The organism is Pseudomonas sp. 8209 (genome assembly GCF_028682105.1).
Classification (GTDB): domain Bacteria; phylum Pseudomonadota; class Gammaproteobacteria; order Pseudomonadales; family Pseudomonadaceae; genus Aquipseudomonas; species Aquipseudomonas palmensis.
Genome location: NZ_JANIAH010000002.1, coordinates 174659 through 194032, shown reverse-complemented (window position 1 = coordinate 194032; position 19374 = coordinate 174659). Strand labels below are relative to the sequence as shown.

At 57.5% G+C, this 19374-nt stretch carries 18 protein-coding genes; 2 read left to right on the top strand and 16 right to left on the bottom strand.

The annotated features are described in order from the left end of the window. Position 1 precedes the first annotated feature (1 nt). A complete protein-coding gene (gene pilN, locus NP552_RS04450; protein WP_274096477.1) occupies positions 2-1717 on the bottom strand; it encodes a PilN family type IVB pilus formation outer membrane protein in 1716 nt (571 codons plus the stop codon). Then, positions 1714-2853, bottom strand: coding sequence for a PFGI-1 class ICE element type IV pilus protein PilL2 (gene pilL2, locus NP552_RS04445; protein WP_274096476.1), 1140 nt, complete (start codon positions 2851-2853; stop codon positions 1714-1716). Before pilL2 ends, pilN begins: the two co-directional genes overlap by 4 nt. Positions 2854-3028: 175 nt before the next feature. Between pilL2 and NP552_RS04440 the strand changes: the two genes are divergently transcribed. Next, on the top strand, positions 3029-3715 hold the full coding sequence (locus tag NP552_RS04440; RefSeq protein ID WP_274096475.1) for a DUF6710 family protein: 687 nt from the start codon (positions 3029-3031) through the stop codon (positions 3713-3715). Between the two features lie 128 nt (positions 3716-3843). Here NP552_RS04440 and NP552_RS04435 read toward each other — a convergent pair whose 3' ends face one another. The 10 genes from NP552_RS04435 to NP552_RS04390 all read right to left on the bottom strand — a co-directional run bounded on the left by NP552_RS04435 (position 3844) and on the right by NP552_RS04390 (position 14136). Beyond that, a complete protein-coding gene (locus NP552_RS04435) occupies positions 3844-4710 on the bottom strand; it encodes a DNA adenine methylase (protein WP_274096474.1) in 867 nt (288 codons plus the stop codon). A 62-nt stretch (positions 4711-4772) separates the two neighbouring features. Beyond that, positions 4773-6296: a hypothetical protein gene (locus NP552_RS04430; protein ID WP_274096473.1), complete on the bottom strand. Its 1524-nt coding sequence runs from the start codon at positions 6294-6296 to the stop codon at positions 4773-4775. Positions 6297-6410: 114 nt separating this feature from the next. Continuing rightward, positions 6411-8378, bottom strand: a complete 1968-nt coding sequence (locus NP552_RS04425; RefSeq protein ID WP_274096472.1) for a DEAD/DEAH box helicase — start codon at positions 8376-8378, stop codon at positions 6411-6413. A gap of 278 nt (positions 8379-8656) precedes the next feature. Further along, positions 8657-9091, bottom strand: a complete 435-nt coding sequence (locus NP552_RS04420) for a hypothetical protein (RefSeq protein WP_274096471.1) — start codon at positions 9089-9091, stop codon at positions 8657-8659. Between the two features lie 20 nt (positions 9092-9111). Then, complete coding sequence (locus NP552_RS04415; RefSeq protein ID WP_274096470.1) at positions 9112-11022, bottom strand: DNA topoisomerase; 1911 nt, start codon at positions 11020-11022, stop codon at positions 9112-9114. A gap of 120 nt (positions 11023-11142) precedes the next feature. Beyond that, positions 11143-11340, bottom strand: a complete 198-nt coding sequence (locus tag NP552_RS04410; protein WP_023660706.1) for a CrpP family ICE-associated protein — start codon at positions 11338-11340, stop codon at positions 11143-11145. A 416-nt stretch (positions 11341-11756) separates the two neighbouring features. Next, positions 11757-12143, bottom strand: coding sequence for a hypothetical protein (locus tag NP552_RS04405; RefSeq protein WP_103463305.1), 387 nt, complete (start codon positions 12141-12143; stop codon positions 11757-11759). A 199-nt stretch (positions 12144-12342) separates the two neighbouring features. Further along, entirely contained in the window at positions 12343-12855 is a 513-nt protein-coding gene (locus NP552_RS04400; RefSeq protein WP_028700191.1) for a single-stranded DNA-binding protein, read from the bottom strand. Between the two features lie 13 nt (positions 12856-12868). After that, entirely contained in the window at positions 12869-13384 is a 516-nt protein-coding gene (locus NP552_RS04395; protein WP_230852995.1) for a DUF3158 family protein, read from the bottom strand. Between the two features lie 26 nt (positions 13385-13410). After that, positions 13411-14136, bottom strand: coding sequence for a PFL_4669 family integrating conjugative element protein (locus tag NP552_RS04390; protein WP_274096469.1), 726 nt, complete (start codon positions 14134-14136; stop codon positions 13411-13413). Positions 14137-14293: 157 nt separating this feature from the next. Here NP552_RS04390 and NP552_RS04385 point away from each other — a divergent pair, with 157 nt between their 5' ends. After that, the gene (locus NP552_RS04385; protein WP_274096468.1) at positions 14294-14887 is read left to right on the top strand and encodes a hypothetical protein; all 594 of its coding nucleotides are present in this window, start codon (positions 14294-14296) and stop codon (positions 14885-14887) included. A gap of 45 nt (positions 14888-14932) precedes the next feature. Here the strand turns inward: NP552_RS04385 and NP552_RS26010 are convergent, their stop codons facing one another. The 4 genes from NP552_RS26010 to NP552_RS04370 all read right to left on the bottom strand — a co-directional run bounded on the left by NP552_RS26010 (position 14933) and on the right by NP552_RS04370 (position 19374). Further along, complete coding sequence (locus tag NP552_RS26010; protein ID WP_443201027.1) at positions 14933-15382, bottom strand: prepilin peptidase; 450 nt, start codon at positions 15380-15382, stop codon at positions 14933-14935. A 262-nt stretch (positions 15383-15644) separates the two neighbouring features. After that, positions 15645-16943: an STY4528 family pathogenicity island replication protein gene (locus NP552_RS04380; protein ID WP_274096467.1), complete on the bottom strand. Its 1299-nt coding sequence runs from the start codon at positions 16941-16943 to the stop codon at positions 15645-15647. Continuing rightward, positions 16940-17635, bottom strand: a complete 696-nt coding sequence (locus NP552_RS04375; protein ID WP_274096466.1) for a DUF2857 domain-containing protein — start codon at positions 17633-17635, stop codon at positions 16940-16942. The genes NP552_RS04380 and NP552_RS04375 overlap by 4 nt, the downstream gene beginning before the upstream one ends. 32 nt (positions 17636-17667) lie before the next feature. After that, positions 17668-19374, bottom strand: a complete 1707-nt coding sequence (locus tag NP552_RS04370) for a ParB family protein (protein WP_274096465.1) — start codon at positions 19372-19374, stop codon at positions 17668-17670.

Here is a 19374-nt window from a genome sequence, read left to right as displayed (position 1 = left end):
CTTACAGGTTGTCCGGGAGGACAATTGGTGTCACCAACACCACCAGGGCGCTGTGGGACGTTGAGCGAGTTCGCCCGCCACCCAAGCCAAAGAAGCTGGGACTGCCAACGCCGGATTTACGCGCGTCATCCCCGTTCTCGTCGAACCCGGTGAGAATCAGCGTCTCACCGCTGCGCAGACGGACCTTTGGTGCCACGTTCTTGGTGTCGTAGTCCGTGGTCTGGACCTTGGAGTCGTTGCTCTCGAAGTCCTTGAAGATCGGCTTGCTGCTGATGCTGAGGGTGATCATCAGCAGCATGTTTTCTTTGTCCAGGAGCTTGGGCAGCAACATCATGTTGAAGCCACTGGTGATTGTCGCCGGCGTCAGTGCGGTGCTGGAGCCGACCGATGCGGTGGTGGTGGTCGAGCTGGAGGCGACATAGCTTTGGACGTTTCCGATCTGGATCGGTGCCGGCTGCAGGTTCAGCGTGGTCACCGATGGCGATCGCACTTCGGAGACACGCCCCTGTTCTGACAGGGCTTGTACGACGGCCTTGGAGCCCGCCCACGGAGAGCTGGACGTATCGAGAATGCTGCCGCTGGCCGAGATCGCCTCAGAGCTGATGCCGGCGACGGTGTTGCTCAGGCCGAAACCCCATTTTCCAGAGACGGACTTGTAGACAGCGCTCCAGTTGACCGCCGTCTGGTCGCTGTCGCTGAAGTTCACCTCGTAGACCTTGACGTTGAACAGCACCTGGCGAGTGATGCTGCGGTTGGTCTCTTTCAGGTAGGCCGAGATTCGATTCAGCACCTCCGGCCGGTCGCTAACGGTGAGCGTGCCGGTGGAGCGAGAGAGATACAGCCGCCCTGGAGGCTGCATGCTGAGCATGGCCTTGACGTTGCTCTCGATGTCGCTCATCAGCGAGGTCTTGTACGTGGATTTGGTGCTCTGGTTGCTGCCTGATTCACCCGTGGCTCCCCCCGAAGAGTTCGAAGAGCCTGAGTCGCCGTTGCCGGTGGAGGTCAGTAGGCCCGACTTGACGGTACTCTCGATCTCCAACTCGTCACCGAATGTCCACACGTCGAAGGTGCGGGTGTCGAAGTAGGTAATGCGCACGCCCTGCAGCTCAGGGTCGAAGTGCCATGACAGCCCCAGGCGTGAGGTGGCCTGGTTAAGCAGCCCGGAGGTTTTGCCGTTGTAGTTCAGCCCGGAGATCAGTCCTCCGCTGCTGAGGCCCAAGTCGAATGAGCTTGCGCTGCCTGGCATTGCCCCCGTCATGCCATTTGGCAGAAGGCCCGCTAGGCTGTCTGGATCAGGTACAGCCTGAGCGGCGCCGCGTGCGGTATTGCCGGCAGACTTCGAGGAGAGGATGCCGGGGTTCAATGCGTCAGGCGCTACAATGACCTGCAGCCCGGTTTCCTTGGTGATCAGCTGAGCCACGTCGGTGATCGACACTGGGCCTGCAGGCCGATAGGCTATGTCACGGTCCAGGCTGAACGGGAGCCCGCGCCTGGTCACCAGCGGCTCCGTAGAGACCCACGGCTTATTGCTGAAAACGACCGTATCGCGGCTCAGCTGTGGCTGCTGGTTCTGCAGGAACTTGTTGTACTGGCTAGCCGTGCGGCCCTGGAACTCTGCTCGGTTGAACGACTCATTGACCCGTTGCACGGCACAACTGCTCAGCAGGGCCAGGGCAATTGGAGTCAGTGCCCAGTGGGCCCAACGAAACTTGATCATTTCTTCTTCCTCTCAGCGACGTACAAGACGCTCTGGGAGCCTTCGCTACCATCGACTACGAAGGATCGCGGGGCATTGTCGTAGAGCGGGAACAGCTGCTTGACGGCTTCCTGGAACGAGCCCTCGAAGTGCAGCGGTGCCTCGATGGGATAGTTGAGGTCTTCCTGGGCCCAGATCACGCGCCACCGTGCTTTTTTGGCCCATTCCTCAACGCTATCGCGCAGAGTTGATCCAACTTCGGCCGTCCATACCTGGGGCAGCGGCCGGGGTGGTGGGGCTGGCTTGACCTCGATGGCCGGAGCCGCCACTGCTGTAGTGGTCACGGCAGCCGATGGCTTGGATGTTGCAAGTTGGTTGGGCGCTTTCGGTGCTGGGGGCGCAGGTGTCGAAGGTTTAGCCGCGGTGGTTACCATCGCAGCCGGGATAGAGCCATCCTTGGCGGGTGCCACTGGGGGGAGCGCGGGAGCCACTGGCGCTGGGGCTGCGACAGCGGACGTAGTCGGGGAGATGGGGGCGGGAGTAGGTACTGCGGCGACGACTATGCCTGGCGTCGAGGCCGGTGTGGCGGAGCTGGCTTCAGAAGCCCGCGCATTTTCGGCGTAGAGCTGGCCTGTCGGCGTCGACGGGGTTGGCAGTTGGTAACCGGGGCGAAGCACGAAGCACACCTGACGGTTCACTTCATCGATCTTCACCTGCCAGGCTGGGCCGGCGAGGATCTGGAGGGTATTGCGCAGCGTCATCGGGCCAAGTTTGTACTGGGCTGCCGGCAGAGGTCGGGTGTACAGGATGTTGACGTGCTGCGAGCTGGGCGGGCAGAGGGCGTACCCTGACCGGTCGACCACGTAGAGCATGGCATCCCGAACGCTCGGGTTCATACTGGACGGGATGGTCACGTCGATGATCTGTGCCATCAGGTCGCGCTGGCTCGCATCGGGTTGGGTGCTCACCAAGGTGTAGCGGCCATACCGAACGACCGGTTCCTTCTCCGGACTTGCACCGTTCGGGTAGATGTCCGGAGACAGCCATTCGGGATTACGGCTGCTATCGAACGCCGGCTTCGGCGGCTGCTCAGCCTTCTGAATCGCACAACCAGCAACGAGTGCCGCGAGCGAGAGAGTGGTCAACTGCCTGATCATGAGGCCCCCTGTAGTCATTGAGGGCACGGTGACAGCCAGCAGATTCTCATGCAGCAGAAAATCAATATCACACAGAGTTAGAATTTCCGGCGCGCTTGATGGAACGCAAGTAAGTTGCCGCTTGGGGAGCCGAGGTTGGCCTGGCCTCGAACTGAAAAAATCAACGGAGATGATAATGCTCGACAGTCGAATTGCCGCTTTCGATCACCTAATGGAGTGGGCGAACAGACTCGGAGCTGATAACAATCGGCGCAGTCTGGAAGACCTCATAAAGATTGTGCTCAGGCCCGTTCAGGCCATCCACTTACGAGACGCACTGCTTCGACCTCGGCATGCGGGCCCTCAGTCGCTGCACTGGATGAACTCACTTGGTGGGCTGTGGGATGGTTATGCCGATCACGGCACTTGGGCCGCATTTCTGCTGAAGAGTTGCCGTCGGCCAGTGGATCAGAGCTCAAGCATCCGGTTGGCCAGTGATATGGTAATCCCGACTTTGTGGTCGGAAAGCAGCATACTCAACAGCCTCGGCATGATCGGGGAGGGGCGTGAACTGGGCGCGTTCGTGCAGGATCCAAACCATAGCGTGACCCTGATGCAGCCGTTGAACATAGCTTGGGTCAACGGCGGTAACCATTCGATCGCCCAAGGCATTCTGGGCGGGGAAGGGGTGCTCGTACCTGATGATGTTTATGACGTTACCGAGATCATCAGGGGAGTGCGTTTTGATGGCGAATGCTGGGTCTGTCGGAAGACCGGCGAGAAATATGGTTCACCGATCTACGTTGAATTCGGATGGGCCTGGGAGATCGCACGCTTGCTGATCAACCTCCCACGCAAATCTACGGGCTATCGATCGTGCTGAACACTACTTCCCACTTGGTATCTTTGGATGAGGCCAGCCAGGAGACGGAGCATATTCAGCAGGAGGTCAGTGTTGCGCAGATATGGGTTTCTGCACGAGTAACGTAAAGAATGTATGGTAGTTAAGTTTCACGAAGCTACGCGGTTCAGGCCGCTCTCTGGGGCTTTAATATGCGGGCCGTATATCATAACTTCGGAGCCCTTTCTCTTATCCTGCGCTGTATAGCTGAGAAAATATTCGTCTTGGCGATAGTCGGAATATATTGATTTAATTTCTTCGACGTTATCGTAAGAGACGATCCAAGGTCTGTCTGTGCTTCCAAGTGCGTTTGCAATCTGGACGTGATCGTCGTGAATGTAAAAATTTCGATAAAGTCCCGACCCTTTTATGTAATACGGTGGGTCGAGGTAGGTGAGAGATTTTTGGGGTAGAGTTGGTATAATGTTATTGATGAATTCTAGCGCATCTTCATTATAGATTTTTATGCGGTTTTTGTATTTTCCGATTAGTTCAATGCGTTTAATTAAATCTGGTTTATTGAAGCGAACATCTAGTTTCCATTTGCCAGACTGCTCTTTCCCCCCGATTACACCAGCCTTCAGGATTCCTGATCGATTAGTCCGGTTGAGGAAGAATGTAGCCATTGCGAGGTCAACAATAGAGCAGTCTTGTGGGTTGGCTAAAACCGCTTTGAACTTGTGCCAGTTTTCCATAGTGACAGGTGTATCATGTATAGCTTTGCTGATCTCATCTGTGTGGTGGACTGCCGACTGCCAGAATGCATAAATGGCTGGATCAAGGTCGTTTATATGAATGACCGATGCATATTCATGAAACATAAGTTCCAAAGCTACTCCCGCGCCACCAGCATAAGGTTCGGCATAATGCCCGTCGAGTAAATTGTTTACTTCAAACATACGTTTAATGAAGTGAGCAAATTTTCCTTTACCACCAGGGTAGCGTAGCGGAGTAGAAAATACCTTAGAAGCGCCCATGAATCTGGTTCCATTCTATCAATCTGTACATGAAAGCACACACCAAGGTATTTTCCAATGGTTCAGCACCAGATCGCTTCGAACAATGGGCGATATTCCTCCGCGACGTCCTTCAGCTCTGACGGCATGGGTGCACCATGGGCGCTATGTACGAACAAGTTGAAGTGATCAATCGACCCGGGTTGGTCAAATGAGCCTGCTCGCTTGAAGATAGCTTTCGCCGGCCCAGTGGCAACCAATTTTTCTGTTTGAAGATACTTGATTACGGCTTGCACCTTTGTCGCAAGCTTATCTCCCTCTGCGCCGCCTCGAACTTCTTTTTGTGTATCCCAGCGTATAATTGGAGTGCCCGCGTCTTTCTTTTGCTTTATGTACTCATCGCAGGTGATTTCTAAGAATACCCGGAAAGTAACTGCGGTGGCGTTTGGGCAGTCATCAACTTTTAGAACAGAGCGGAGCTCTCGATAGATAGCGTTGATTCGAGAGTTTGGAATGCTGAAGGACCAAGGTAGCAGATATTTACGGGCGCGCTGCTGAGGTTTAGCTCGAATACCTGGCTCTTTTTCCACTTCTGGTTTTCTTTGGTCGTTCTTATCTCCCCCTGTCGGGTCTGCTGTTGGGCCTGCCTTATTAGGGCCATCCCTAGTGGTGTCACTACTACCATCCTTCCCTCCGTGGCTATTGCCGCCGGTACCGTTATCAGTTCCAGGAAGGGGGGACGGTTTGGCTTTGCCTTTCGCAGCCTCGGCCAGCTTGTCAGGGAGAATCTCAGGAGGAATATGTCCAAAGGTTTTTATACGGTCAGTGTCAGCTCTGACATCGTTTACGTTGTACCCGTGAGCTGAAAACATGTCCAGTATGAACTCAACGGACGGTGCTATGTGCTCCAGTGGGAGCTGTGGGGTGAGTGTTTTGTTCTCAACTTTGAGGCGGAAGAGATTCTGGCCAGTAGTCGACTGAAAAATACGAGTCAACGTTGTTACGTCAACTTCGAGGCAGTCGAGTGCAGCTTTTTGACTAAATATATGTTGGTTGTCATTAACCAAATTTCTAAGTTGGCGGCCGATGGAGTCGATCCCTGTCTGGCGCGCCCGGCGTTCGTCTCGAATATCACTATCCCAGTTTACCCTCCCGACGCCTCGGTTCTCGCCAGTATGCTTAAGCTCAATCCAAATATCGCCATCTGCTCGGGTGGGTACAACACTGCATTGCAGGTCATCCGGCACACCGTCCGCTAGGTTATTGTGAGCTTTTAGGAAGCCCTTGTAGCCGCGTTCAGTCGGACACAGGTCCGGTCGCTGCAACAGCTTTAGGGCAGTAAGGCGACGGTTTCCCTCAAGAACGATGAAGTTGCCTTCCTCGTCTGGAGTGACCAGTTGCAGCTCGGTCGGATCAAGCCCGTGCTCAACAATGTGCTCAGCGAGACGAAGAATTTTCTTTGCGTCGTCAGGGTCTGCCAGCATGAGCTTGATTGCTTCACGTTGGTTCTGGGCAACGTCGTTGCCGAAACGTACGTTTTCCTGGTCGAGCTTGACCTTATCTAGCGAGATTACGCGGATATCTCGCTTCATTGCGTTTTTTTTCATGTCCGTACCGTTAAACCATCCAATGCTGGCACGATGATAATACAAAACGAATGTTGCCGATGGAGTTCAGCTTTCCATGGCCACGACAGGTATTGAGAACTGATCCCACTGAAGCTACTGGCTGATAGTCGCTGCGAGCGTTGCCTTGGCAATTACGTCTTGCTGCTCTTCTGGCTCAATGAGCTCCAAGCTGACTTGGCGCTTCGCCAAGAGCATCTGCCAGAGCTGCTGATCGATGCTGTTCTCCACAAGGGGGATCTTCACGATCACCGTCCTGAGCTGACCATTCCGGTACGCCCGGTCCTCGGCCTGATCCTGTTGTCCGGGTGTCCAGGGCAGGCCCAGGAAGAAGACGTAGTTGGCGGCTGTGAGGTTGTTGCCGGTACCGGCGGCTTGGGTGGTGCAGATGAAAGCCCTGCAGTCGGGATCGCCCTGGAACTTGTCGATCGCCTTCTGGCGCTTGGTGAGTGAGTCACTGCCGACCAGGGTGACGTTCCCGATACCGGCTGCATCGCACAGCTCCTTGAGGCGTGCGACTGTGGGTTTGAACTCGCAGAACAGGATGACTTTGTCCTCGGGGTCCAGCTCGCCCAGCAGATCCATAGCGACTCTGATCTTCACCTGTTCCAGGTAATGGCGAAGCGCGCCGAGTCTGGCAAAGATGGGCCTGTCCTCGAGGCGGATGCTGTCGTACGTCTTCCGTTCCTCCACCCCCATCGCCACGGGCAGCAACTGCCGGTGCTTACCCTTGAGCCCGGGCAGAACGTCTTTACGCCGGCGAAGCATCCAGTCGCCCAGTTCTGCCCGGAGGTTTTGCCGGAACTCTGGGCTGCCGGCGAAGCGTTCGCAGAAATCGCTGAGGGGCAACTGGCCGACCGGGTGCCCCGATAGACGTAGCAGGGTGTGCAGCTCCGTCTCGCGATTGAGGACAGGCGTTCCTGTCAGCAGATAGCGATTCGGCACCTTGGCTGCGATATCGAAGCCATGGCGTGTACGCTCGGCAGTCGGCTCCTTCAACTGGTGCGCCTCGTCGACCACTAGAACGTGGTAATGCTCAGCCAGCAGCACGTAGTCGCCGAGGCGTTCGTAGTTGATCAGCATCCATTGGACCAGTGGGTCGTGCTTCTGCACCGCGACTGTCGCGTCAGGGTAGACCGCAAGGATTTCGCGTTGCCAGTTGATCAGCAACGAGGAAAGGGTCACCACCATGATCGGGCGACCGGCTGCACTGATATGCGCCGCGATGATGGCCTGGCGCGTCTTGCCGAGCCCCATATCGTCAGCCAGCAGTGCGCTGGTGCGCTGGAGCAGGTGAGCAATGCCAGCAGGCTGGTGATCGAGGAGGGAATAGCCGACTAGGGCCTGTGCGATCGTGGCATCTGAGAACTCGGTCCGTTCGATCGGCGAGACGGCAGCGAGGTAGATATCGTTGGAGCTCTCCTCACCGCTGGCGGCTGTCGAGGGTTCCTGAGGAGCACCGCCCAGGCTGATGCGCGGGATGTCTGCTGCTGGAGTCACAGAGCCATCGCCCAGGAGCTCCTGTACAACGTCCAGGATCTCGAACTGATCCTCTACAAGACCGAGCTCCAGGACCAGGTTGCTGCGCAGGATCTCGGCGGTGGCGTTGACTCGCCACGAGCTGGATTTGCCCAAGAACACTCCCCGCATCCGGCGGGCCACTGCGACGACTCCAGGATGATAATCTCCGGACAGCAGCACACCGCCGTCGGCCAACGGGGCAATTCGCAGCAGCATTCCGGAGATGAAAGCGTCTCGGCGTGGGTTGGCCAGTGCGCTCTCGATCTTCTGGCGGAATGCCTGCCATGACTCACTGATCTTGCCACCGGCCAGCTCGATTAGCTGGTGGTACACGAGGTCCAGCTCATCGATGAGCTTGGCCTTGGGCACGCGCCAATAGCGGCAGAGCGGGTGGTCTCCGCGGCGGATGAAGAACCCGCTACGGGCGAGCATGACCTTGTTTGCGCCTTCGATGTAAGGCATGAGGATGCCCATGTCGTAGCCGTCAAACACGGCAGCCTCAAGCAACACCGATTGACCATTCAGCAGGCGTGGGCGCTTCATCAGTCATCACTCCCGATCCGGCGGGAGGGGGTAACAGGTGAAAGTATGGAGGTTTGATTTAGGTTGGTTGTAATCATGTGCCCGCTCCTGGAGGAGCGCGCAGGTTGTCAATCAAGTCACCGTGATCACAGCGGGAATGATTATCCGAACGCTCGGAAATTAACGCCTGATGGCCTTTAAGTCATCTAAAACGTCGGGCAAATTGCAGCAAGCTGCTGAACAGTCCTTGTGGGCTGGAGCAAGGAGCCTGTCGTGGTTCCTCCCGATGTCCCGGCGATTCAGGGAGGGGGGGGGGCACCTGCCAGAGGACCGAAGAGTGGGGAAGTCTGTCCGAAAGGAGGGCTATGCAGGTCAATGACGTTTGCCTTGGCATCAACCTCGTCTCCCGAGATTTCGTTGTCCTCGGCAACGGTCTCAACGTGGGGCGACATGAGAAAGAACCAAGCCGCCCATGAAGCTTCGATGCTATCAACGTCCATTATGGATTCCAGCCAATACCAGCCAGTCTCAACGTTCGAATCGATGGGTGTTCCACAATGGGTGCGCTCGGGCTGGATTGAGCTGTTATCCACGAGCGTGACCTTGATTGGGCGCAAGTACCTTCCGTTGTCATCCTTATAGAACTGACCAGGCCCGCCTAGAGCCTCGATTAACATCTGCTCAACTTCCTGGGGTTGAGAAGTCTTAACATAGAATCGTTGGTATACAGACATTCCGTCTTCTCCGGCTGGGGTTACAGGCCCTTAGGCTTATTCATGTCTGGCTTGCCTTTCACTGTGGGGTAGCTGACCTTGCAGCCACTGGCTTTGTATCCCGTACACCCCCAGAAATCATACCCGCCTTCACCGCGTTTCTGTCTGCGTACGAGTGGCATTCCACACTTGCCACAGACATGGCCTTCCCCGTTGCCAGAGCCGGATCGAGATGCACGCGGTGCCATAGTCACCGAGGGCGCCTGCCGGAGTTCGCTGAGCTCATTCTGCAGGTGCTGATAGAACTTGGCGACCACTGAACCGTACTGCTGCTCTCCTCGTGCGATTCGGTCCAAGTCCTTCTCCAGCGTGCTGGTGAACGCCAGCTCGACAAAGCTGAAGCGGCCCTCTAACTGGTCGATGGTGCTCACCCCCAACGGGCCTGGGACCAATTTGCGCTTCTCCTCTACCACCAGGCCTTTGCCGGTGATGTTCTTGATGATCGATGCAAACGTGCTGGGGCGTCCGATCCCCAGTCGCTCCAGCTCCTTGATCAGGCTGGCCTTGGTGAAGCGTGCAGGCGCCTTCGTCTTCTGGTTGAGCACCTCACCCTGAAGCACGCTGAGGATCTGTTTGGGCTCAAGCACCGGTACCGGATTCTTGGGGAGGTCTGTCGACTCTTCATCCGTCTCGTCCTTCTGCAAAAGCTTCATCCAGCCGAGATAGGCGACAGTGCTGCCAGTCGCGGCGAAGCGCAGAGGCCTCTGATCCGGCCCCCTGGCCAGCAGTTTGGCCATGCGCACGTCATAGATGGCGTCTGAGAGCTGGCTGGCCAGCGCCCTGATCCGGATGAGCTTGTACAGTGCTTGCTCTTCAGCGGACTCGCCTGCGACTTCATCCTCCCACGCGGTTGGCGCAATTGCGGGGTGACCTTCCTGGGCGCTATCCGCAGCCTTGAACATCCGGCGCTCGTCAACAACGTCGAGGCCTTGTCTGCGAGCCACTGCCTGGATATCTGGCATGGCTTCATCGGCCAAGTTGGGGTTATCCGTCCGGTGGTAGGTGATCACGCCCTGCTCGTACAGGCGCTGCGCGACCTGCATGGTTTTGTCCGGGTCCCATTTCAGCGCTACGCTGGCCGCCTGCTGCAGGGTGGATGAAATGAACGGCGGGGGTGGCGGGCGCCGCTTTTTGCCGTCATCACATGACTCGACAATAACCGCGCGCGTTGCGGCAACCCTTGCCGCGAGTGTGCCGTCCTGAATATAGGGGTTTTCTTTGCTCGCGAAGTCAGGGACCGGTTGCCATATGGCAGTCCAGTCCATACCGGTGGTTTCATCCTTGAAGGTCAGCTCTACCCCGAAGTGGTGGACCACCTTGAAGTTCCTGATTTCCCGCTCGCGCAACACCACCAGGTAGAGGGCAGGTGACTGAACTCGACCAGCGGAGGTAGGTAGGCCCAGGACTCTGCGAAGCTCCTGCGTGACCAGATAGCCCACCAGGCGGTCCAGCACTCGCCGGCACTCTTGTGAGGCAACGAGTTGCCCATCAATTCTCCGTGCATTGGCCAGGCCCTCTCGTACTCTGGCTTGAGTGATCTCATTGAACGTGACTCGCTTGTACTCGCGGATCCCCAGCGCCTGCTGTATGTGCCAGGCGATACTTTCCCCCTCCCGGTCCGGGTCGGTGGCGATGTACACCTCCGTGGCGTCCTTGAGCGCTTTGCGAATGGTGCTGACGTTGCGGGCACTCTTGGGCAGGATCTCGTAGACCGGACGAAGGGTCTTCAAGACGCCGGTTGTGATCATCGTGTCGTCCTGACCCGACTGGGGGAGATCACGGATGTGGCCACCAGATGCCACCACCACCCAGTGCTCGCCAGGGCGGATCTTCTTCATCATGGGCCCAAGCTTCTTCAACTTGCCCGGTGCCTCGATGATCATGAGTTTCATAGGGTGCCCCTGCACAGATAAATCAGGAAGCACTCTTGCCGCCGACCGGGGACGGCACAACGCGAAATGGTCAACTGGAAGGGAGGGAATTCGGTAGGGCTCAGGCCCACGGAGGAAGGGTCAAAAATTGAGGGTGAGCTGCTGGGCGCGCTTGTACCCTTTCAGCCAGGAGGCAAGCATGGCAGGGTGCTTGTAGGGGCAGGCATATATGGGCAGCCCTTTCTCGGCGGCTTCAACCCCAGCAGCCTCGACCGCAGGATGGGGGTTATTGAACTGGCGCCTGTCCGCTTTTCGCTCCTGGGCATCTTCGTTCTGCATCGATTGTTCCTCATCAGCGCCACTGTTCACGCCGGGCGAGTCACGCCTCAAACGACCTGGCCACCAGTAATTCCCCGACAAGTGCGTTTTTCACGACCCTGTGGCTCACTTCGATACAAGTTAGCAGCCGTAGAGCGGAGATGCCTTCAGGAAATGGTAATTGCCAACCATGGCATTTCAAATGTGCCCCTGACCTGGGCAAGCGCTGCTTGCAGCGCCCCTTCGGCTACGAGTTCGGGCCTCGCCGTAGGAGCTTCACGAGCTGCGGCCGCAACAGAAGGTCCTTGTCGCCGGTGATGTGAGGCATCAGACGCCGGGTTCAGAGGAAGGGACAGCGACGATCCGTCCTTGTCTCCGGAAACTTCACGAGTGGCGCGCCTGAAAATAGCTCTCACGCCAATGCCCGTGTGCCACAGCTAGTGGGGAATCATGCTTGAGCGGTAGAGCGCCGACCATGCCAGCAGCGTAGCGCTGGGGTCCTCCAGTGCGGCACGAACCATCACCTCAGCGTGTTGACCTGTGATGTCGCAAACTGCCTGCCCAAGTCGAAGGAGCTCAGCTTTCACCCCTGCATCCCGGGCCTTGGTCGCAAACTCATACTCCTCGGCCTGCCCATACTCAAAGGTGGCATTGAACCGGAGGCGAAGCATTTCGATGGCCTCCACTTCGGCCTCCGGCAGCATGATGGATTCGCCGTCGCAAAAGACTTGGCGAACGCCATTGAGAGCTCGAACGGCATCCATGTAGCGCGAGGGGTCTACAGTCGCTTTGACGGATGGATATTCCGGGTAGTCGTGGTGCATGGGGCGATACCTCGAAGCGGAATGAGGTGGCGACGATCCGTCCTTGCCCCCAGTGACTTCACGAGAGGCGCCTGAAAAATCGCCTGCCAGGCTGTGGCTAGAATGCCGTGGAGATGCCCCATCGAAGGGAGGGGAAACTCGAAGTGACATCCTTGTCACCAGGAGCTTCGCGATGTGGCGCGCCAAATTAAGGGGGGGGCTACAGGGGGATGTCGTCGTCAAAGCCTTCGCTGTAGTGGCGCATGTCGTCGGGGCTCGGCTGAGGAACGTTTTGAGCGTGGCCGCCGCTGGTCTGACTGCGCCCCTGACCTTGCTGGTGATTGGCCGGACGCTGACCATTGCCGTTCGATGCCAGGGTGATCTGTTCGATACGATGCGGGAGGATCGCGATGCGGCTTGCCTCGACCTTCAGCGCCGAAACGTCTTCACCCGTTTGCTTGTCTTTCCAGGTGTCCATGATCGCCCGGCCAATGACCAGGACCCGCATACCTTTCTGGAACAGTTCAGCAAAGCGCTCGGCATCCTGATGCCACCACTCAACGTTGCACCAGAAACCCCCACGATCCTTGTAGCCACCCTGGCCATCAGGGATCGAGTTGTCGAACATCACATTGAGTCGCAGCATGTGCCGCGGATCTTTGTTTCCGTTGGCGAACGAACGGTGCTCAGCTGCGTTACCGACGTTGCCTTCCCAAACTACTGGTGTACCCATGGTCTATCTCCGTTCAGTGTTGAGGTGGGTTCATGACCTGCTGCAGTCGAGCCTGATATTCGGCCTCGGCCTGCCCCATTTTTTCTGCGCACTCGGCGGCCTGTTTGCCGATTGAGTGGATGAGGCTGATCTGCATGTTCAGGGTGATTCGGTGTTGTTCCAGGGCAAACAGGTCCTGCAGCAAGTGGGTTGGTGTTTTGGGGGCGTGGATCATCTGGGCCCATACGCCGACACCCATGCGCCGACCTTGCACGCTTTGCCAGCGAAGAAAGGTTGTGCCAGCTGCTGTGTTTTGCTCGATGAGCCTGACGGGCAGCAGGGCGAATGGATGTTGACGGACCTGGGCCAGCACTTCCTGGGTAATGGCGCGCAACCCTGCCTCCAGCGATGCGCAATGCTCCGCCAACTGGATCAGCTCCCCCTTACCTTTAAAGGGCTTTAAAAGGCCTTTTAGTGAGGCACTCTGTTGCAGCGCCTGATAGGCACCCTGTTGCAGCGGTTTGAAGGCACCCTGTTGCAGGGCCTCCATGGGTTGGGGGTCCAAACGCATCAGAATCAGGCCTCGCCTTCGAGATCGTCATCCAGATCCTCGACCGGGTCTGCGGAAACACGGCGAATGGGCGGGGCAAAGTTCGACCTGCGGGTTCCCTCCAGGATGTCCTGAGGGATGTCGCCGTAGCGCTTGTACATCTCGCGCGCGTTTTCAGCCCGTGCATTGTTGGCGGCGAAGTCGTCACGCGATGCACCGGAGAATCGATGGAGCTGGGCCAGTCCAAAAAGACTGCGCAGCAGGTGAGCACCCTCGTCGATCCAGATCTCGCCATCGCGGCGGCCGATCATGGCGACGTGCTGAGCCAGCAGGATGCGGCGGACGACTTCGTCGTATTGAGTCAGTAGATGGACGCCCTTGAAGCCCAGCGGGTTGGAGATGAAGAGTGGCAGCTTCAGCGGTTGAATGGAGAGGTTCTCACCGATTTCGAGCGCCTTGGGCAACTGGGCCATCACTTCATCCAGCCGGCTGTCGATGGCCTTCAGTGCATCGTCCACTTCCTGGATCTTCTCTTCAATCCTGATCATCCACCAGTCCGAGTATGGGTCGTCCTGGGCCGCTCCACGGTCGACCTGGTTGATCTTGAGGCAGAAGCCCGCCAGCCCGAGGATGCTGTGTTTGTCATCGGTCTTCTGGCGGCCCAGCCAGATTCGAGCAGCATGGTGGGTGTGGAGAGTCAGCTGGACCTGGCTCCTGAGGGAGCCGATGTTGAGCTGATAGTTGTCAGCCATGGACATGGTTTCCTTATATAAGGTGGGTGAACGATGTCCATGCTGCTTTTAGGCAGTTGGGGGCGCAGTAATAAATGAAGAACCCGGGCTGCTGGATTTGTCCTGGTCGTGCACCCCATCCTGGTGTTGCGGGCCGTATCACTGTCAGGTGGTTCCAGTGGAACCACTCGACCCGGCCTCGGCGCCGGTGTCGAAACAGGTGAATGATGCGGGCCGCATCACTGTCAGGCGATTCCGGTGGAATCACTCGACCGGGCTCGCGGCGGTGTCGGTGCCGGTGAATGATGCGGGCCGCATCACTATCAGGGGATTCCGGTGGAACCACTCGACCTGGCTCGCGCTGATGTCGATGCTGGTGAATGATGCGGGCCGCATCACTATCAGGCGATTCCAGTGGAATCACTCGACCGGGCTCACGGCGGTGTCGGTGCCGGTGAATGATGCGGGCCGCATCACTATCAGGGGATTCCGGTGGAACCACTCGACCTGGCTCGCGCCGGTGTCGATGCTGGTGAATGATGCGGGCCGCATCACTGTCAGGCGATTCCGGTGGAATCACTCGACCGGGCTCGCGGCGGTGCCGGTGCCGGTGAATGATGCGGGCCGCATCACTATCAGGGGATTCCAGTGGAACCACTCGACCGGGCTCGCGCTGGTGTCGATGCTGGTGAATGATGCGGGCCGCATCACTGTCAGGTGGTTCCAGTGGAACCACTCGACCCGGCCTCGGCGCCGGTGTCGAAACAGGTAAATGATGCGGGCCGCATCACTCGACTAATGGTCCATGGGTTATTAATCAATGAGTGAGAATCACAAATGCGCTCCAACCTGAGGCGGAGATGAACGGACCAAATGGAATTCTTGCGTCGGTAGGTCGCTTTCCTAGGAGTATGAGAAGCATGGCGGCTAGACCTGCACCTAGCAGAGAGCAAACTATAGTCCAGCCAAGTACCTGTAGGCCGCCCCACGCGCCCATCAATGCCAACAGCTTAATGTCGCCTCTACCGATGCTTTCTCGGCCAGTGATTAGTCCGGTTAGTTGACTCACAGACCAGAAGAACCCAAAGCCAACGACACACCCCCAGAGAGCGTCCTGCAGTACCGTGAACAGTCCGAAGGAGTTGAGGACTAAGCCGGCCCAGAGTCCTGGTATTACCAGCGAATCCGGCAGTAGGTGGTGCTCACTGTCGATCAAGCTCAAAGTCAGAAGCGACCAGGTAAACAGCAGGGCACAGAAGGCCTGCATAGTTGGCCCAAAATGCATTGTCACCACGAGTGACAACGCAGCGCAGCTAATCTGCGCGGTCCAGATTACTCGCGAAGGGGTTCTGGCCGGTTGAAGGTCGGAATGTTTCTCTGAATCCAGCCCCAGCAGTTCCCGTGCATCCCGCTGCCATTGGCGCTCGAGGAGTGCAGGTAGGCAGCAAGCGCCCCAGGTACAAACGCGGCCCGCCAGCATACCAATCACAACAGAGGCCAATCCCAGAGTGATCTTAGAACCCATCCAATCACTCATCGGTGGGCTCCACGCGGCGTCGAGGGTCAAGCAGGGCCTGCAGCGAGGTCAGCGCGGAATTTGCTGTCTGCATCGCAGTCGCTGTCGGTGCCGGCTTGGGAACGGCGGGCTGAGTGGGCCGTGCTACCACGCTGGCCGCTGGCGATGACGTCGCAGTTGCAGCAGGCGCTGTAGGGCTCCACTCTGCGTTGAAGTCACCCCGTATGGCCTTGCCTGCAAGGCTCGTCAGGTATGCAAGGGGCTTGGCGACACTCCCGCTAGTACAGCGATGCTTCCACTGGTTGATCACCGCCTCTCGGAGATTCTCCGGTACCGGCCCCATGATCTCACGTGCCTTCACACGGTCCTCTGGCTTGAGGAGATCTAGGGCAAGTAACCAGTTCACACCTGCACTCTCGCGCGGTTGTACAGAGCTTTTAGATACAGACTTGTCTGTATTTGTATACGTACTAGCTGAGTTCGGACTCCGAACTGAGGGTGAACTCAGTGGTTTCAGGCTGAGTTCGGAATCCGAACTGAGGGGGAGGGCCCCCTGTTTCGCTGAGTTCGTACTGAGTTCGGATTCCGAACTCAGTACGTCCACGGCTAAGTCTTGCTGAGTTCGGATTCCGAACTCAGGCGCGGGCAGTGCATTTTGTTTGGTTTCAACTGCCCAGCTCTGGGCGTTCAGTCGATCGCTAATCGTGTCAATGCGCGAGGGAAGTCGTCGGCCAACGTCTGGATCGCTGGTGAATTCTCTCCAGGTAATTGCCGCGATATCCTTGATCGCTTTGTTCTGATGCTCCATGGATTGCATCAGCAAGGTCATGTAGTCCTTGTCGAACTCCAGGGCCTCCGCCGGCGTGACAGGCTCGTCGTGTAGGAGGTAGACGTTCCCCTGAACCTGGCCGTTGATCTCATTCCGCACGGTCCGGCCCAGGCTTAACCAGCGGGTCAGACGGAGCACCGTCAAGGCTTTTGCCACGGTTTCTCTAGAGGCGTGTTTACCTGGATTCATGCCAAGGTAGGGCCGCAGTTGGTCATAGGTGGGGAAAGCCGTGATTCCATCTTCGTTGACCAGCAGTCGAAAGACTTGCCAGCAATTCCGTTCCAAGGGGGTCAACCGATTGTCGAGCAGGAGTTTACGCGGGACCGTTTCATGCGGATTTCCGCTGAAAATTATCCCGGAGTAGGGTGTAGCAGGCGCTGCAGTAGGGGCGGTGTCCTCAGCTCTCTTCTTCTGCACATGGGCCTCGAGTTGCCCCGAGGCCGAATCTAGGAGCGTGGAAATCGGGAACCGTGTGAGCTTCATCTTCTCTGATCGCCTTCTCCAGGATGGATAGAGGCGGTGCCGCTTTCATCGACATGACGTAGGCCGCCCTCATCTAAAAGGGTGAGCTGTCGTCGCTCAGTGACTCGGGAGCGTTCTGTGCTGCCTGGATACAAGCCTTGTTCGATCCACTGAGTGATCCGTGACCAGATCTGCGCAAGCGTGAGACCGTCCGTGCTCAGCTCCTCGGCAACCAGCATGGCCACATCGAGCATGGCCAAGCTGTCCTCGAGCTCGACGCGGTGCTCATCCATCAACTTGGTCCAGCGGTGCCAAATATGGTGATCCTGATCTTCAGAGAGCTCTGGCCATCGACCGCGTGGGGCACGCACCCCAATGACGGTACGCTGCAAGGCGATCTCTTGAGGTGTGAGCCCGAAGAACTTGCCGAGCAAGCTGGTCGTGGCCCCCAGCCGGATCGCGCGCTCGATAAGGCGAGTTTCCTCTTCTGTACGCGCGGCGCCGGTCAGCAGCTTGAGGATCATTGAGCTGTTGATTGACACGTTGACCCATGAAACAGGGGTATTGCGGAGCAAGCTGAGGACTGTTGGATGCTGGATCTGGCCCAGCACCTCTGGTTCAACTCCCATCTCTACACAGCGCTGAAGTTGACCGTTACGCATGAGGTCAAGCAGCTGTGAGAGAACCGCTTCGTTAAGTGTTGACTTGGACATTGAGACTCCCTCCCATTCATCTCATCGAGTGTTCAGTTGTCCTGGACTGGTGAGGACCGTTTGAACTCTTCGATTTCCAAGTCGATCAGCCGTCGAGCCAGCCGAATGATGCGGAATAACTTGACCAGCGCACCGTCGCTCAAACGGCCTTCGTCACCTGGTGCTTGATCTGCACTCAGGGGCTGGCCCAGCAATAGTTGGCCCAGGCCAGCGGCGAATTCAAATTCAGCAAGTGCGCTGGCAGGATCAGGTTGGTCGCTCAGCATCTTCAAAGCGATGGCCATCGCACCGCTTAATGACTGAAGCAGGGTCAGCGTATGTTGAGCTGTTGCAGTGACTTCAACTTCGGTTTCCGGCTGTTTGTACTTGAACCCGATCCCTCCATCGATTACCTGGATATCGCCAGGGCCGTTGACGGATTCGAGGATCTCCACGGCCAGTTGGGCTACCTGGTTGCGCAACTCGCCAGGTTGGTCAATCTGACGCTCGATGTACCAGAGGTCGGTAATGGGGTGCAGTCCGCCGGCTTGCACAGGGATGGCGACCAGGCAGTTCGAGTTGAAATCGGGCAGCGTTTCCCCGCTGAGGGCGGCAACCTTCGCTTTGGTCTCGATCACCCGCAGGCTGAGGTTCGTTGGGGACGCGATATGCCCTGCGATCCGTTCCTGCTCTTGCTCTGGTGTGAGCGAAGCTCCCGGCATTGGAGCAGCTGGCTGGTGGGGAGGCTGAGAAGGCTTCGGCGAACGCCCAGTAGCTTCAGGTAGCTGTTGCGATGCCGGTACCAGTGAAGCTGTACCAGTACCCAACAGGCTGGCGGGATGATTACTGGACTTGCCGGTACTCGGCACTTCTACCACTGGCGTTGAGCGACGGAGCTTATCCTGCTGCTGGGTAATCTCCAGCAGAATGTCCTCGTAGCCGAGCTGCAGCGATTTTTTCATCGTGCCGATGAGCTCGTCCTGGAAGCGCTGGAACAAGAATTCTTCCGCTTCTCCCTCGAACTGGGCAAGGACGTCCTGGAACAGCATTTCGAAGTCAACGCCTTCATTGCTGTAATGCTTGTCCCAGCAAGCCAATGCAGATTTTCTCAGCGCGATTATTTTCGTGATCCGGTCGATACCGAGACCGGAATAGAGCAAACCAGGCACTGCAGGCAGCAAAAATTGCAGGGTATCCAGCATCCTGCTGATATGGGACTGAGAAATAGGGTACCCATCTTTAGATAGGCGTCGAGCGAGCTCGCGCTGGGAAATGGTCTCGCCGCTTTCCTCCTCATAAAGCGCCTTCGCTCGACCCACCGCGACAGCTCTCTCGATGAATTTGAGCTCACCTTTGAGATCCTCGGCCAGGTGACCGGTGAGCATCACGATCTCGCCCCGGATCTGATCCCATGGGCGGAACAGAACATTAATCCTCTGAAACCTTTCGTCGCCAGTTTCCTGGAACAGCTCCTTCAGAATTGTGATTCGCGTGTTCCCACCGTTGCGGATCCGGTATTTTTCCTCACCAGGTCTGCGTGTTACAGGCGGAGGGGTGTCGAGGCCACGGTGGCGGATCGACTCCTTGAGTTCATCGTATCGTGGGTTGCGAGTGGTACGAGGGTTATCCTCCCAAGGGAGGACCTGCTCGACAGTCAGCACCAATGGGGTGTCCGCGATAGGGTCACTCATGGCCGCGGTGGTGCCTGTAGGAGTGAAGCCTGGAGCGAGAAGCTTGGCTTTGAGGTCTGTAGCGGCCAT